At 38.5% G+C, this 15,187-nt stretch carries 15 protein-coding genes; 9 read left to right on the top strand and 6 right to left on the bottom strand.

The genetic code is table 11. The features are described 5' to 3' along the window. Positions 1–46 precede the first annotated feature (46 nt). Both JI667_RS03425 and JI667_RS03420 read right to left on the bottom strand, forming a co-directional pair. A complete protein-coding gene (locus JI667_RS03425; RefSeq protein ID WP_206850572.1) occupies positions 47–808 on the bottom strand; it encodes an AAA family ATPase in 762 nt (253 codons plus the stop codon). 93 nt (positions 809–901) lie between these two features. After that, positions 902–1,138 carry a DUF1797 family protein gene (locus JI667_RS03420; RefSeq protein WP_206850571.1) on the bottom strand — a complete coding sequence of 79 codons (237 nt, stop codon included), beginning with the start codon at positions 1,136–1,138 and terminating at the stop codon, positions 902–904. 490 nt (positions 1,139–1,628) lie between these two features. On the opposite strand from JI667_RS03420, the gene spoIIP reads away from it, so the two are divergent. Both spoIIP and JI667_RS03410 read left to right on the top strand, forming a co-directional pair. Continuing rightward, positions 1,629–2,696: a stage II sporulation protein P gene (gene spoIIP / locus JI667_RS03415; protein ID WP_206850570.1), complete on the top strand. Its 1,068-nt coding sequence runs from the start codon at positions 1,629–1,631 to the stop codon at positions 2,694–2,696. Between the two features lie 214 nt (positions 2,697–2,910). Continuing rightward, the gene (locus tag JI667_RS03410) at positions 2,911–4,305 is read left to right on the top strand and encodes a protoporphyrinogen oxidase (RefSeq protein ID WP_206850569.1); all 1,395 of its coding nucleotides are present in this window, start codon (positions 2,911–2,913) and stop codon (positions 4,303–4,305) included. A 150-nt stretch (positions 4,306–4,455) separates the two neighbouring features. On the opposite strand, the gene JI667_RS03405 is transcribed toward JI667_RS03410, so the two are convergent. After that, positions 4,456–5,475: an STAS domain-containing protein gene (locus JI667_RS03405; RefSeq protein WP_206850567.1), complete on the bottom strand. Its 1,020-nt coding sequence runs from the start codon at positions 5,473–5,475 to the stop codon at positions 4,456–4,458. Positions 5,476–6,052: 577 nt separating this feature from the next. After that, the gene (locus JI667_RS03400) at positions 6,053–6,814 is read right to left on the bottom strand and encodes an SDR family NAD(P)-dependent oxidoreductase (protein ID WP_206850565.1); all 762 of its coding nucleotides are present in this window, start codon (positions 6,812–6,814) and stop codon (positions 6,053–6,055) included. A 92-nt stretch (positions 6,815–6,906) separates the two neighbouring features. Here JI667_RS03400 and JI667_RS03395 point away from each other — a divergent pair, with 92 nt between their 5' ends. The 5 genes from JI667_RS03395 (at position 6,907) to JI667_RS03375 (ending at position 11,773) form a co-directional block, all read left to right on the top strand. Continuing rightward, the gene (locus tag JI667_RS03395; protein ID WP_206850560.1) at positions 6,907–7,278 is read left to right on the top strand and encodes a MerR family transcriptional regulator; all 372 of its coding nucleotides are present in this window, start codon (positions 6,907–6,909) and stop codon (positions 7,276–7,278) included. A gap of 508 nt (positions 7,279–7,786) precedes the next feature. Next, the gene (locus tag JI667_RS03390; protein ID WP_206850559.1) at positions 7,787–9,943 is read left to right on the top strand and encodes a YhgE/Pip family protein; all 2,157 of its coding nucleotides are present in this window, start codon (positions 7,787–7,789) and stop codon (positions 9,941–9,943) included. A gap of 140 nt (positions 9,944–10,083) precedes the next feature. Then, complete coding sequence (locus tag JI667_RS03385; protein WP_206850558.1) at positions 10,084–10,971, top strand: diacylglycerol/lipid kinase family protein; 888 nt, start codon at positions 10,084–10,086, stop codon at positions 10,969–10,971. 12 nt (positions 10,972–10,983) lie between these two features. Next, positions 10,984–11,295, top strand: a complete 312-nt coding sequence (locus JI667_RS03380; protein ID WP_206850551.1) for an iron-sulfur cluster biosynthesis family protein — start codon at positions 10,984–10,986, stop codon at positions 11,293–11,295. A gap of 103 nt (positions 11,296–11,398) precedes the next feature. After that, the gene (locus JI667_RS03375) at positions 11,399–11,773 is read left to right on the top strand and encodes a nucleotide excision repair endonuclease (RefSeq protein ID WP_206850550.1); all 375 of its coding nucleotides are present in this window, start codon (positions 11,399–11,401) and stop codon (positions 11,771–11,773) included. 71 nt (positions 11,774–11,844) lie between these two features. On the opposite strand, the gene JI667_RS03370 is transcribed toward JI667_RS03375, so the two are convergent. Further along, positions 11,845–12,288, bottom strand: a complete 444-nt coding sequence (locus JI667_RS03370; RefSeq protein ID WP_206850549.1) for a hypothetical protein — start codon at positions 12,286–12,288, stop codon at positions 11,845–11,847. A gap of 219 nt (positions 12,289–12,507) precedes the next feature. Then, positions 12,508–13,062 carry an MEDS domain-containing protein gene (locus tag JI667_RS03365; protein ID WP_206850548.1) on the bottom strand — a complete coding sequence of 185 codons (555 nt, stop codon included), beginning with the start codon at positions 13,060–13,062 and terminating at the stop codon, positions 12,508–12,510. 235 nt (positions 13,063–13,297) lie between these two features. Between JI667_RS03365 and JI667_RS03360 the strand changes: the two genes are divergently transcribed. Beyond that, complete coding sequence (locus JI667_RS03360) at positions 13,298–13,825, top strand: GNAT family N-acetyltransferase (protein WP_206850547.1); 528 nt, start codon at positions 13,298–13,300, stop codon at positions 13,823–13,825. A gap of 344 nt (positions 13,826–14,169) precedes the next feature. Beyond that, positions 14,170–14,880 (top strand): class I SAM-dependent methyltransferase, encoded by a 711-nt coding sequence (locus JI667_RS03355; RefSeq protein WP_206850545.1) that lies wholly within the window; start codon positions 14,170–14,172, stop codon positions 14,878–14,880. Positions 14,881–15,187: the final 307 nt, after the last annotated feature.

Raw genomic sequence — 15,187 nt, 5'->3', positions numbered from 1 at the left:
AAGGGTTATGCTCGTTTTTTGAGAGACGGACCTATAAAACATTGTATCAATCTTCATCTTTTAATAAGTGATGCAACATTCGTTCACGGTCATCGAAAAATTGTTTCGTAATCTGATAATGACTGGTATCTTCCAGGAACGATTCATGTAAACCATTATCGGTTAATTGAATAAGTTTCGATGATGGATAGGCCATCAGGATGGGGGAGTGGGTAGCAATGATGAATTGAGAGTGATCATTAACTAGTTCATGTATTCGGGAAAGCATGGATAATTGCCTTAAAGGTGAAAGAGCAGCTTCCGGCTCATCTAAGATGTAGATGCCTTTCCCCCTGAACCTAGTCATAAAGGTGGAAAAAAACGCTTCACCGTGTGATTGCTCATGCAGGGATTTACCCCCGAATGAGTCTATGATCTTTGGACCTGATAAGGGCTCCATATCCATTTCTTCGATATTTGTTGCCACGTTATAGAAACTTTCTGCTCTCAGGAAAAACCCATCCTGAGGTCGGTCCACTCCTCTTACGATCTTCAAATATTGATCCAGGATCGGGGATGAATCATACGTTGAAAATGAAAAGTTCAGCGTTCCCCCCTCGGCATTGAAGCCAATTGCCAACGCAATCGCTTCTAGTAGTGTAGATTTCCCCATTCCATTTTCACCAACAATGAACGTGACATTGGGATGAAGGGAAAGATCCTTTAAGGAACGTATACTTGGTATATCAAAGGGATAAGAGGGAAATGAGGGGATAGTTTCCCTTTTTAGGGACACTGATCGTATGTATGGCTGAGTGTAAAAAGACATTGGCTCACTCCCTTTCTTTTAGGATACCATAATAAATCATAATTCAAATACGAAAAAAGCCATTACAAGAGAGTAATGGCTTTTCTTTATACATTATCTTGAAGGTTCAAGAAGTGCAATACTTTCTATGGTAGTCGCCAATAGGCTGATATCAGTAAATTCTTCCACTTTCATTGTATCCACATAGGTAATCTGAAAGCATTCCGTATCCCAATGGTAAGTAACAGTCATTACAGGTGAATTCTCATGGTCAGATATTGTATGAACAATCTCACTTTCCTTGAATTCCTTAAGAGTCTTGAGCATGGTTACGATATTTTCTAGTGACATTTAACATGTCTCCCTTCTACTTGCTCGAGGGATTGACTAAATACAGTCTCGTAGACCCAATGAACTTCAAGTATAACATAGATGGGTAATAATAGAAACATGCGTTCTGAAAGTAACAGAAAATGGGGTTTAAATCATATGAAACATGCGTATACATACTTATCGGGATTCATATGATGAAAGGACAAAGGAAGCGGCATAAAATGAAAATCGATTAAACACGCCTTAAGTTGAAGAAAGAAAACATTAAAGCGTGAAATATCGTTTGCTGTGAGAAAAAAGGTCATCTGGTCTTCTCGTTAGGTAATCAGAACGAAATGGACAAAATATCTTCTACTCACTCCAACTTCTGCATAAAGTTAACTATTAAATACTTTATATAGGGGTACTGATGATGTCGTATAAGTCTCGAAATAATAATAGCCTAGTCCCACTAGTGTTCGTTTCTATGAAAACCGTCATCCGGATCATATTAATAGGAATCATACTCATGTATTTAACAGTTTGGCTGATTTCTTCCACGGCCATTAAACTGAAGGTGGACAGCTTGTTTTATACTTCGGTATCCGAGATTGTGCCGAAGGAAACATTCCTAATGCTATTGTCACAGGAAATGACGGGATTACGCATTGAGAATAAGGATGCATTAAATCATGACTTTGATTGGTTGGAAAGCGTGACAAATGTATCGCTCCTTGACCCAAGAAGTTTGTTTGGACGTGAGATACCGGGGATTGAGAACTACCATACCCACATCGCAGTTGCTGGTAAAGGAACGGATATTACCAATCTTCCGAACGAGTCTCCTGCGCCAACGGAAGATCAGCTAAAGAATCAGGAAATCGATCAGAACCAAATTGACCAGGCAAACCATAACTCAGGGAATGGAGTGGAAGAAATTGATGAGAAGTCTGTCTTTATCTATCACTCTCACAGTTGGGAAGCGTTCAGCCCTTTGATTAAAAACAATGATTCAAAAGACCCGGCGAGTACCAATGAAAAGGTCAACGTGATTGCAGTAGGATCAAAGCTGAAACAAGAGCTTGAATCACGGGGAATTGGAGCTATCCAGGACAAGACAGATGTAAATCAGGCATTAAAAAACAAATCATGGACCTATTTTGAATCCTATAAGTTAACAAGGGGACTGGTTCAGGAGGCCATCGCACAGGACCAGAACTTAACCTACTTAATTGATATTCATCGGGACTCCCAACCAAGAAATATTACCACCAAGACAATTAATGGTAAAAACTATGCGCGTTTATTTTTTATCGTAGGGAAAGAAAATAAAAACTTTGAAAAAAACCTGAAAATCGCGAAAGAATTAAATGCTACATTAGAAGAAAAATACCCAGGTATCAGTCGGGGAGTCTTCGTTAAAACAAAGGCGGAAGGGAACGGGGTTTATAATCAGGATCTAACAGAGCGTGCTATGCTTTTGGAATTTGGTGGAGTCGAAAATAATTTAGTAGAACTATATAACTCTACCGAAGCTTTTGCGGAGATCTTTGCTCAATATTATAAAAAGGATGCTGTGGAAGTAAATGCACAATAAATGGTGAGAAGATGTGTATATATGTACACATCTTTTTATATGTAACGTTAAATCAACCTAAAACTGTTGATCAGCCATTAGCCATCTTCTAGACAAATTTCTCACCTAATCGGTTGATTGAAGTATTTTTCTTATTTCTGCCATAGAATTTTTTTATATCCACCCCAAAACATGATAATCTGTATACATAAATGTAATTATTGGAGTGAATGGTATGAAAACAGTGGTTGTTGTAGGCGGAGGTATTACAGGATTAACGACCCTCTATTATCTTCAGAAATTGTCCTTAGAACATGACATAGATTTGAAGTGTCTACTAATCGAACGTGATCAACAGCTTGGTGGGAAAATCAGGACCAACACAGAAGGCGGATTTATTATAGAAGCTGGTGCGGATTCCATTGTTGCGCGGCATGAAGAAGTTCTTGCATTAATCGAGGAACTCCATCTTATTGATAATGCGGTTTATAATGAAACTGGGACATCCTACATATATACAAATGGTGAGCTGCATAAAATTCCATTGGACTCAATATTCGGGATTCCCATGAGTCCTGAAGCAATCCATGAGAGCACACTTGTTTCTGAAGAAGGTAAGGAGGCAGCTTTGAAAGACCTGGAATCGAAGAATACCCATTTCACTAAAAACAGTTCCATTGGGGAATTTTTAGAAACGTTTTTAGGGAAAGAGCTTGTGGAAAATCAGATCGCCCCTGTTTTATCAGGGGTATACTCAGGTAATTTATATTCTTTGACTATGGCTTCCACACTACCATATTTGCTGGATTATAAGAACGAATACGGAAGCATTATGAAAGGGTTATCTGAAAATAGGAAAAAATTCAAAGGAAACTCAAATAAAAAGTTCATTTCTTTTAAAAATGGTTTATCTACTATCATTACCCGATTAGAAGAACAATGTGGTAATGAGACGATCCTTAAGGGGATTGAAACAAATAAAATCCAAAGGGTAGGCGACCGATATGAGGTCCAGTTGAAAGGAAAAGGCAGCATTCTTGCTGATTATGTCATAATGGCAACACCACATGATGTGACACAACAAATATTGGACGATGAAAGATTAAATCCACATTTCAATCAACTTCGTAACTCTTCGTTAATTTCGGTTTACGTTGGATTTGATATACCGGATGAGGAGCTTCCCGCTGATGGTACGGGTTTTATAGTATCTGGAGGCAACGGTGTGAAATGTGAAGCATGTACCTGGACAAGCAGGAAATGGAAGCACACATCTAGAGAAAATAACCTGTTGGTGAGGCTCTTCTATAAAAGTACAAATCCTCATTATAATAAATTAAAGGAATTGTCAGACGAAGAACTGACAAGCGTGGCTCTTACAGATATAAAACAGAGTATTGGGATTGACGCCAATCCGGTATCAGTAGATGTAACAAGCTGGGAAAATTTAATGCCGAATTACAATTTAAACCATAATCATTCTGTACAAGCATTGGAACTTCATATGTTATCTGAATGGCCGGGGGTAAAGCTTGCTGGAGCATCTTACTATGGAGTTGGAATTGGAGCTTGTATTCAGAACGGTAAGAAAACGGCTGGATCCATTATAGAAGATATTATTAAAACGTAGTGTAGTTAGATTAATTAATTGTGAAATCTTTATTAGTACGTGAATGTTCAAGGGGATTGCTGTCTATAGCAATCCTTCTTTGTTTTTCATCAAAGAACCGGGAGATGAAAAAATCTGGCAGGGATTCTATGTTCCTGCCAGTTTACTCGTTTATCTTTTTTTTACAATTTCCATCCCCAGTTGATCCAGTGCATAGTTTACACCTTGTTGAAGAAGAGAAAAACATGGAATATGATTCATTGTATAACCGCTTTGTGTAATCTTTATACTCAGTTCAGAAGAAATGCCGACAAGTAGACATGTAGTTCCTAAGAGTGAGGCTGCACCAACAAATTTTTGGATAAACGATAGAGTGTAGTCGTCCACCCGGCTAAGACTTGTTAAATCTATAATCAGGAATTGAGCCTTATAACGGGGTAAATTGAGCAGTGTTTTATTCAGCAATTCTTCTGCACGTATTTCGTTATAGCTTCCAACGAGCGGTACGACAAGAATCGAATCCAATACAGGAATGATTGGGGAAGAAATTTCCTTTATAATATCAGATAAGATTTCAGTCCGTTGCTGCGTTACACGATTTAATTCTTCCTGGGCAGCCATTGTTTGTTCCTCTATAAGAGCATTGACATTCAAAGACGGCGAGATATCCGATGAGAAGAACTCGTAGACACTGCAGTCATCCCCCTGTATTTGACTTTTGAGTACTCGATACCACACTTTGGAACCGAATATACCTGTTAATACACCGGCCCAATGACCGGGCATAAATGTTCCTTCTACTTCTTTTCCCTGGGCGATGTTCACTTTGTACTCCCACCCGTTACTGAATTGGACAACAGCTTTTTTCTCTTCAAGGGAGTACGATAAAATCTTGGTAATTCCCCACCCTGCAGTTACGTAGGTGTTCGGTAATTTATCCAGTATCTCTTCCTGTTTTCCGATGGAATCAAGGTAAAAGTCACTTACGATAAGTCCTGTACGGTAACCGGCTGTTTCGAGCACCAGTCTCGCTTCCTTTTCTCCTGCGATTTCCTCAATAGAGTCAATTAACGTTTTAAAAGCAGTATTCACCCAAAATAAAACCACTTCATCATTTTCAAATGTAATGGAACCTTTTTCTAAATCCCAATCAAATAGAGATCCATTTACATCAATATCAAACTTCTGCATTCCCTTTACCCCCATCAACAACAGTATGGAATTTGTTTATATGTACAAATAACTCAAATGTTTTTTATGTACCCTGATATAACCATGAATAAACCTCTTGGATAGAGAAATCGAACTTTTTTCACACCTGTTTTTGTTGAATTGCTAATAGAAATATCTTTTTTGATACATTTGTACCTTTATTCTTTTTCTATTGCTTCCACCTTGGAAAGCGTTGAAAAAAGTAGCTGGGACAAAGGGTTTCAGTTAAAGAAAATCCGAACGAGTGATTGGATAAAAATCTGACTCGTTCGGATTTTTTAAATTTTAGTGCTAAAGCTGAATCCGTGTATTAAGCAGATTCATCAGTTGATTGGAGTGCAAGACGAAGACTCCTGCGGGAAAAGCGGAATAGGTGAGACCCCTAGAGGGGAGAAAGCTGTGAGAAGGCTTGCCTTCCGCCCGGGGAAAGGGAAGTCTTGCACGGAAATCAGGCAGCCGTGTAACACGTGATCTCATTGTCCGTCTTAGAGAGTATAGATTTAGTTATTTCCCATCCTTTTTATATATATGTTTATCCAGCCGGGGAATGGTTGTATTATTTTTGTGATCGATTCGCATAAGGGTATATTGGATCCACAAGATTGAATTCGTACGTTTCACCATTCACAATCCCTACCACTTTGTCACTGTCATACAGGTCCAGCATGAATTGTGCCATTTCCTTTGCAGTATGATATTGTGGGACGGTACCATTATATTCGAACTCGTTTACATCAAAGGAGCGTTGAGCAAACTCAGTTTCAGTCGCTGCCGGAGCCAAGACCTTCGCTTTCATATGTGCACCTTTTGAAGAAAGTTCCTGGGCGAGTCCTTCCGTAAAGGCACTTACATAGAATTTTGTTCCGCAATAAGTGACTGCATCTGCGACAATGGTGTACCCTCCTCCTGATGAAACATTGATAAGTTGTGTGCCCTTCACATTTTCATAGTCTCGTACAAATAGAGATGATAACACGGTCAATGCTTCAACGTTCAGCCTTAGCATGCTTTGAATTTTAGAAAGGCTTTGATCCGCTACAGAATCGAAGTTGCCAAATCCTGCATTATTCACAAACGTTTCAATTTCATAAGGTTTTAAACGTTCATAAAATGAGTAAACGTTGTCGCTTATAGATAGATCTGTCGTCATTGTGACAACATTCACTTCAGGATGAATGGTTAAAATCTCTTCTTTAAGCTCGTTTAATTTGTATTCTCTTCTTGCAACCGCAATAATATTCTTCCCACGGGCTGCAAAGGCCAGTGCTGCTTCATATCCGATTCCCGAACTTGCCCCCGTAATGACCGTATAATTCATGTTTTATTCCTCCTATCTTGGTATGATACAATTTAATCTTAAGGGTTAGAGTGGACTCTAAGTCAAGTATTTATTCATTGGAGGTAACCTATATGTATAGCATCAGCGAAGCATCAAAAGTATTAGGGGTGAATCCACACACGCTGCGTTACTACGAAAAAGAAGGAATTATAATACCTGACCGCTCCTCGGCAGGGGCGAGAAGATATACTGATTCCCACATAAAATGGTTGAATTTTGTGATGAAGTTGCGGGAAACACAAATGCCGATTTCAGTTATTAAGAAATATACAAAATTGTACCTGGAAGGACCCCAAACAACGCAAGATCGATTAATGTTATTGGAGAATCATCAAAAAAACATACAGGAACAGGTCCAAGTTCTATTGTCTACAAATGAAATGTTAAGTAAGAAGATTGACGCGTATAAGAGGCTTGTGGATGAGAAAAAAAAAGGTGTGTAATATTTTTCTATCAATCATTATTTCACTGATTTTATTTGGGATGGAATGATAAAACTAAATCGTTTACGCGTTAACTAGAAGGGGGAAATCTACCTATCACCGCTAGTGATATTTTATTATGTAAACGCCCTATTAAAGTAGGAAACCAAGACATTGTTAATGATTTGGTTGGGGATGGCAAAAAGATCAATATGAAGCTAAATTTATAAAGACATTGGATAATAAACATATCATTTTTTTAAGAACTGGTGGTGATGTTCCGCAGGTGAGAGTTCCTTTATTGAAAGTTTCCACAACAAGATCTTCATCTTGGCAACATAGATGAGGAAGCTGTAGATGTAAAAAACGGAGTTTCACTGTTATCCTAAAAACGTTTAAAGCAAAGATGCCTTGTCCCAAGGTATCTTCTTTTTTCACTTTAAGCTTTAACTAAGGAAGGTAGTGAGGAAATAGAAGATGGGTATACTAAGTTCCAGACTAAAAGATCTGGACAAAGGTAGGATTTGATATGAAAAACATCTGGCGTATTTTCTCAAGAGATATGATAAATGTATCAAGAAACGGAGTAGCTGCCTTTTTGATTGGTGGATTGATGCTATTACCTTCACTCTATGCATGGTTCAACATTGAAGCTTCCTGGGATCCATACAGTAAGACAGATAAGCTTCCGGTTGGAATTGTAAATGAAGATAATGGTGGTGAAATTAGAGAACAAGAAATAAATATTGGAAGGGATCTGGTAAAGGAGTTAAAGAAAAATCACGACATGAACTGGCAATTTATTGATAAGAAGAATGCCATGGACCGTGTGGGATACGGGGATTATTTTGCAGTTATCATCATCCCGGAGGATTTCTCCAGTAAGTTAGCCACTGTCATCGAGGATCAACCTGAAAAAGCCAGCCTAGAGTATTACGTTAATGAAAAAATTAATGCAATAGCTCCTAAGATTACGGAGTCTGGAGCAGGTGGGATAGTGAACAAAATCACCAGTTCCTTTATATCAACCGTAAATGGAACTATTTTCGAATTGTTTAATGAGCTGGGTATTGAGATTGAGAAGGACCTTCCTGATATCAAAAGATTTGAAGAATACGTATTTGGTGTTGAAGAAAAGCTACCAGAGATAGGTGATATCTTAAATGAATCCTTTTCAGATGCCAAAAGTGCCCAAGAAATTATCAATAAAGCACAAAGTGGGATACCGGAGGCCAAGCGTATGACGAATCAAGGTCTCGATACGATTGACCAGACAACCGCTTTTCTTAGGACAGCTGAAGACCGATTGAATAAGGTCGCCCCCCGCATTCAAAAAGATTTGGAAAACGTACAAGAAATGGCGGCCAAAGTGAACGACTTCATCCAGCAGATACAGTCATCCAAAATTGACCTTAGTGGAGCAGAAGCCATTGATAACCAAATGAATGAAAGGCTTTCAACTTCGATTCAAACGATCGATACGATCGAATCTTCCTTAATGTCATTACAAAGTAATGAAGACAATCAAAATCAGGAACAAATACAACAAGCTCTCACTCAGCTCGGTATGGTCAAGGAGGAAATGCAGACCGCTCAACAAGAAGGGCAGAAAATAAATGCCTTTCTTACAACAAAGCAGCAAGACGTGGACAATGTAATAAATGGCATCCAAGATCGTGCCGTCAAAACGAAAACTGAGATTGATGCCTTTATAAAAGAATATAAACAAACGATAGAACCGGCCGTCTTGGAAGAGGTAGCGTCAGCGAAGGGAACATTGAGTGAAGCAAGAAGGACTTTACAAGAGATCCAGAGTACGATACCAGAAGTCCAGCGAATTCTCTCTAATACAGAAGGAAATATAGATAAGGGAACTGAAACCCTTCAGAACGTGTTACAACAATATCCATATGTAAAAGATAAAATCAACCAGTTAGCCGATCGCATCAGGGACATTCAAGGAAAAACAGATATTAATGAAATCATTAGGATCCTACAAAATGATCCAAAGCTTGAGAAAAGCTTTTTTGAAGAGCCTGTCGTTTTAAATAAGAACAGTTTATTCCCAATCGAAAATTACGGTGCAGCGATGACACCATTTTATACCGTTCTAGCTATATGGGTAGGTGCACTTCTGCTCATTTCCCTTTTAGCTACAGAGGTGTCAGGTGAACAAGGATTCTCAGAAACGCAGATCTATTTTGGTAGGCTTTTAACATTTATTAGTATCGGATTAGTTCAAGCCATGATCGTAACAGTTGGTGATATTTTTGTTTTAGGAGTGCATATTGCTCAGCCATTCTGGTTTATTTTATTCGGATTATTTATCAGCTTAATTTTTATGGTTGTAGTTTATACGTTGGTGTCTGTGTTTGGAAACATCGGAAAAGCGATGGCAATCGTGCTGCTTGTTCTTCAAATTGCAGGGGCAGGAGGGACTTATCCAGTTCCTCTATTACCAACATTTTTCCAAACGATTCATCCCTTTTTACCATTCTCATATGCCATCGATCTTATGAGAGAAGCTGTTGGTGGTATCGTTTGGGAGAGGGTGTATCGGGACATTCTGATTCTCGGACTTTTTGGTGTGATTGGATTACTATTCGGTGCGTTTCTCAAAGGACCTTTAAGTGACCGGACTAAATCATTTATGAGAAAATCGAAAGAGTCGGGGTTGTTCCATTAACTTTAAACAAAATTAATGAGTATCCATTACTGATCGAATAATTCCCCTGATTTCGTTTCATTCCTTGTGGTTAGAAGGATTCCTCTCTTGCAAAATAGGGTATACCTTAACTGATTACATACAAAAAGGGAGGAACCAGCGTGAAGCACGCCATGCTAATTGTCAATCCATCTTCAGGGAAGGAACTGGGGAAACAATATATTGATCATGCTCTTAAGACCATGGACGAAATGGGGTATGAAACAGAAGTACGGGAGACGAAAGGAGAAGGAGATGCTAAGGAATTTGCCAGGGAAGCGTGTAAAGGTGAATTTGAATTCGTCGCGGCCATGGGAGGAGATGGGACGATCAATGAAGTCATTAACGGAATGGCTGAACAGGAACATCGTCCTTTAATGGGTCTTATCCCTCTCGGTACAGTTAATGATTTTGCACGTGCACTCAATATTCCAATGAATCCAGAGGATGCAATTGATATTTTCAAACAAAATCAAGTGCAGAGAACAGACATCGGAAAGATTAATGGGAGATTCTTCATTAATATCGTGGCCGTGGGGGCATTGGCAGAAGCATCATTCTCCACTCCCATTGAGCAGAAATCAAAACTTGGTCCACTCGCTTATATAATAGAAGGATTGAAGAAAATGAAGGAGAAACAGCCATTTGAGCTAAAGCTTCAATCCGACCATGACTGGGAAGGGGAAGCCCTTCTGATGCTGGTGGCCCTCACGAATTCTGTAGGCGGGATGGAAACGATAGCACCCGATGCTAAAGTAAATGATGGAAAACTTCACGTGTTTATCATTAAGGATATCGCATTGCCTCAATTCCTTCTGCTCCTTCCAAAGGTTTTGTCTGGTGAGTTGGCCGAAAGTAAGCACGTCCACTATATGAAAACAACCAAACTGAAAGCATCATCGACCTATGAAATGATCGCAAATGTGGATGGCGACGAAGGGGATAATCTACCCATAGTAATAGAGAATTTAAAGCAGCATTTAGATATACTCGTTCCATTAAAGAAATAGGAGGAGATTCGAATGAAGTTAGAAATCACCCAAACAGCGAAAAAGAAATTAAACGAAATCCCCGAACACAAAATCATTCAATTATCATTTGATAAAGGAAGTTGCGACATTGTGAACAATATCTATGAAATGAAGGTAGTAGAACAAAGAGAACCAGCATCCTATGAAAAGATTATCCGTACCGAAAATCTTATGTTTATCGTTGACGATGATTTTGAAGAAACGTACGACCATGATCTGACGATTGACTTTAGAAATAATTTCTTTGTTTTTAAAAACAAGAATCAAACATTTAACAATCGTATTGGACTGCGTTACTCATAAGTGGGATTCTCCCTTTTTTATCGATAAGTGCAACGTTGTGTAGTAATTTAATCCTTTCTATGTTACCATTACCTCTTACAGCAAACAAAGGACGTGAACATTCATGATTAAGATTCAAATCCCTCAAGCGGATATATCCATAACGGAACGCAAACAACCAAAAGAATCAGAAGAACCAAAGATCAAAAGCATAGAAGGCTTTATTGATCTTCATGAAATTCCAAGAGACAAGGGCGGTATTATCTTATTCTACAATATTAATGATGAACTTTTATTCGTAGGTAAGGCCAGGAAGCTGAGACAAAGAGTCAAAAAGCATCTTGAAGATACAGTATCTCCATTACGAAATCATAGAGGCGAAGTCTACCGTATCGATGTAGCCATAGTAGAGGACGCAATGGATCGCGACATATATGAGACATATATCATTAATAAATTACAAGCTAAATATAACGTAGATAAAGTTTTTTATAAGTGAAGAATAAAAGGGACTCTGGTCTGAGCTAAGACCACGGTCCCTTTTTGAATATATTCAGCAGGTGTTATTTCTTAATCATTCCACTCAGCATATTGCGGATTCCATTTCACAAGCAATTCTTCTTTAACCCCAAAGTACGTTGTATCCGTCCGATCTGTCACCCCATAATAAACCGTATAACCTTCATCGTCCCAAATGGTGTTGATGGATACGATAACAGAAGATCTCTGCACCCCTGCTACTTCGATATTGACCGACTGATTCAACCCAAATAGCGTTACATAGCTGATTTCAGATCTTCTAATCGAAGGAGGGGATGGGCAATCTTCAATATTCACGTATTTCTTATTCCCTTTAAGTATGTCATAGGTAATAAAAGATTTACCAGGTTTCATCCAATATACTATCCGTACTATACGCCCAGCCTTCAGGGACATTCTGTTAACCGTTCCATGAAAGAGATCATCATACTTTATGACTTCATTCAGCCCAATGGGATTAATTAATCCATCCACAAGGACACCTCCTAGGTATAACTATTGCATGTACTACAGTTATACTTACTGAAGGAAGGGCACCGATAGAACGAACAAATAAAAAAACAGCGGATAATGGTTTAATGTTAAAATAAGGATATATCGGCGATTCAGATCAATTTAATATTCTATTAAAATGCTCTGCACAGTATGATCAAAAAAAACCCGTCTAATCGACGGGTCTTCTAGAGTAATTTATTATCTTTCATACGCCATCGAAAGGCTGAGGACATCGTCGGTCATTACATACTGATGTACCTCTTCCAATGCTAGTATCAAGGTATTCGACAGCCTGTTTCTGGAATAGGCGCAGACTGAAAGTAAGCCTTCCTGTAGAACATAATCATCAGCTGTTGATTCAAATTCTTTAAGGAGAGCTGCATCAGGTTCTTTTGAAGTCCATTCGACGTGAGCCCAGGTTCTAATAGAAGGATTGAAATTTTTTATGACGGTTAGATCCTTCTGGAAGTGCCTGAGAATATTTTGAGTGTTAAAATCACCATTTAAAAAGTAGTAGTCAAAGTTATCAACTAAGGATATGGATGATACCTGTTCTGGTGTAAACAACCTGTTCATTCTACTTTTAACTTTTGTGATATTCCTCATACTTTCTATTATCAGCATATGTTGATTATTTTCCAAACCAGCGCGTATAAAAATCATAAGGTTCAGAATATAAGCATTTTCTTCCTGGAATTGATAAAAGACATGACCTTTGTGCAACGTTTCCAATTTTTCATTTAACACTTCCATATATCCTCACCTCTCATTCGAATGGAAATCTTAGCCTCAGGAAATCATTTACCTTGTCCTTAAAAGGTTGGTTACATTTAGCATAACATAATCAATTGTCTAACTATACAGGTTTATTGCTGAGTAGTTGCACTATTAACATTCCATCCTTAAGAAAGTAGGAGTTGTCAAAATTCCTCTGTTTCACGAACTGCCACTGATGGAAGCTATTATAAATCAAAAGGAGGTAGAGTGAATGAAAGTTCATTTCAAAAAATTAGTTAATCCTGACACGAAAATCGTCAAGACATTGAATAAATGGGATAATCATCCGGATTTAATCCACCTCATCCGCCCAAATCGAAACGGGGAGGAACTTGAGAAGCGGTCACATATGACATTGGATGAATCAAGAAGTCGACTGAATTCTCACCATATTTATCTTATATACTTGGGCGATAAGCTTGTGGGAGAAATGAATTACATGATCGATCCAGGTCATCTTCATAAAAAAGTTAAGGGAACTGCTTGGCTGGGCATTACGATCGGTGAACCCGAGGGAAGAGGTAAGGGTATAGGGTTTGAAGTTATCCAATATCTGGAGAATGAGATTAGGAAGGAGGGACTACTACGGATTGAACTTGGAGTCTTTGAGTTTAATCGTAATGCACACAGGCTGTACGAGAAGCTTGGATACGAGGAGATAGCGAGAATACCTGGCTTTACTTATTGGAATGAAAAAATGTGGGCTGATGTACGCATGGAGAAAGACTTAATAGGATAGTTGAAAATCATGTATAAACAGACCAAGGAACCAGCGTCGTTCTTTTTCACTTATATAATGTTACGTTCATGTAACAAATATGACAAAGTGCGAGTCCGATAGATTTTATCTGTCTCTTTCAGAATGTCCAGATTGACTCTCACCGAATGAAAGGAATTTTGAATATATTCCCTTTAGCAGTATCTCCTTACTCCATAATGGGTCTTCTGGCTGTTTTAAAGCATACACATACCTCATCTTTAATCTTGGGATTCTGCCAAATATAACTTTATTGTAAAAACGTCGTAACCTTCCTATTCTTGTCATAAAGTACAATGGAATTAGATTGAAAAGGAGGGAAATACATGCAAGAAACCATTCACCATTATGATGATTTATTGAGAATGCTGGATTCATTTTTACGGGAACCGGCTCCATTTTGGGATGAGTTTTTTTCTGATCGTGAGAAATCCGTCCCTATATTTGTTAACGCACCAGACGAAAATCTGGCCTCTTATTTAAAGAGCGGAATCATCACCTGTGGCAGGGTACTTGAACTCGGTTGTGGACCAGGAAGGAATGCCATTTATCTGGCAGAAAACGGCTTTGAAGTAGATGCAGTTGACGTGTCAAAGACATCTCTTGATTGGGCTAAGGAACGAGCGGATGAAAGAAATCTTTCCATAAACTTTTTTCACCGAAATATTTTTGATATTGAAATTGAGGATGGAAAGTACGATTTTATTTACGATTCAGGTTGTTTTCATCATATTGCCCCTCATAGAAGGATAAGTTACATAAACCTTATAGAAAGAGCATTAAGGCCAGAAGGATACTTTGGTATCACGTGTTTTCATCAGGGTGGGAGTTTAGGAGGTTCTGCTATATCAGATTGGGAAGTATATCGAAAAGGTTCTCTTATGGGTGGACTGGGATATACAGAGAGCAGGCTGACAGATGTCTTTCATTCGTTGAAACCCATTGAAATTAGAAAAATGATCGATCAAAACGAGTCAGAAAACCTTTTCGGTGCATCGGACTTACTGACTGGACTTTTTCAAAAAGGAATTAAATAAAGTGTATGGTTATATTTAAGGCTGTTTTCTCAAAGATTGTTGCTATTTAAATACAGACTAAGATTTGCGAATGCTCTATCATTTAAGGTGTGGTGCAGGAGGGTGAAGGGAACAGTCCCGTTTTCCGTAGGAGTCTACGCAGTTCCCTTTCCCCTCTAGAGTAGTAAGTAGTTGACAGAGTAAAATGGTTTGTGACCATCAGTTTAAAAAGAGTAACGGATTATTAAATGAAAATCAGTCACTGCAACGAATGAAAAAGCAGTGGCATACGCGATCTCTACATTTCCTTTGTGATAGTCAAACTTTT

The organism is Bacillus sp. NTK074B (assembly GCF_017303375.1).
Lineage (GTDB): Bacteria > Bacillota > Bacilli > Bacillales > Bacillaceae_B > Rossellomorea.
Note: the sequence above shows the minus strand (reverse complement) of the source record. Positions and strands in the feature narration are given on the sequence as shown.

What these genes read in the sequence shown, in the direction of transcription:
- JI667_RS03425 (WP_206850572.1), bottom strand. Translation starts at nt 808, where the DNA reads ATGTCTTTTTACACTCAGCCATACATACGATCAGTGTCCCTAAAAAGG.
- JI667_RS03420 (WP_206850571.1), bottom strand. Translation starts at nt 1,138, where the DNA reads ATGTCACTAGAAAATATCGTAACCATGCTCAAGACTCTTAAGGAATTC.
- spoIIP (WP_206850570.1), top strand. Translation starts at nt 1,629, where the DNA reads ATGTATTTAACAGTTTGGCTGATTTCTTCCACGGCCATTAAACTGAAG.
- JI667_RS03410 (WP_206850569.1), top strand. Translation starts at nt 2,911, where the DNA reads ATGAAAACAGTGGTTGTTGTAGGCGGAGGTATTACAGGATTAACGACC.
- JI667_RS03405 (WP_206850567.1), bottom strand. Translation starts at nt 5,475, where the DNA reads ATGCAGAAGTTTGATATTGATGTAAATGGATCTCTATTTGATTGGGAT.
- JI667_RS03400 (WP_206850565.1), bottom strand. Translation starts at nt 6,814, where the DNA reads ATGAATTATACGGTCATTACGGGGGCAAGTTCGGGAATCGGATATGAA.
- JI667_RS03395 (WP_206850560.1), top strand. Translation starts at nt 6,907, where the DNA reads ATGTATAGCATCAGCGAAGCATCAAAAGTATTAGGGGTGAATCCACAC.
- JI667_RS03390 (WP_206850559.1), top strand. Translation starts at nt 7,787, where the DNA reads ATGAAAAACATCTGGCGTATTTTCTCAAGAGATATGATAAATGTATCA.
- JI667_RS03380 (WP_206850551.1), top strand. Translation starts at nt 10,984, where the DNA reads ATGAAGTTAGAAATCACCCAAACAGCGAAAAAGAAATTAAACGAAATC.
- JI667_RS03375 (WP_206850550.1), top strand. Translation starts at nt 11,399, where the DNA reads ATGATTAAGATTCAAATCCCTCAAGCGGATATATCCATAACGGAACGC.
- JI667_RS03365 (WP_206850548.1), bottom strand. Translation starts at nt 13,062, where the DNA reads ATGGAAGTGTTAAATGAAAAATTGGAAACGTTGCACAAAGGTCATGTC.
- JI667_RS03360 (WP_206850547.1), top strand. Translation starts at nt 13,298, where the DNA reads ATGAAAGTTCATTTCAAAAAATTAGTTAATCCTGACACGAAAATCGTC.
- JI667_RS03355 (WP_206850545.1), top strand. Translation starts at nt 14,170, where the DNA reads ATGCAAGAAACCATTCACCATTATGATGATTTATTGAGAATGCTGGAT.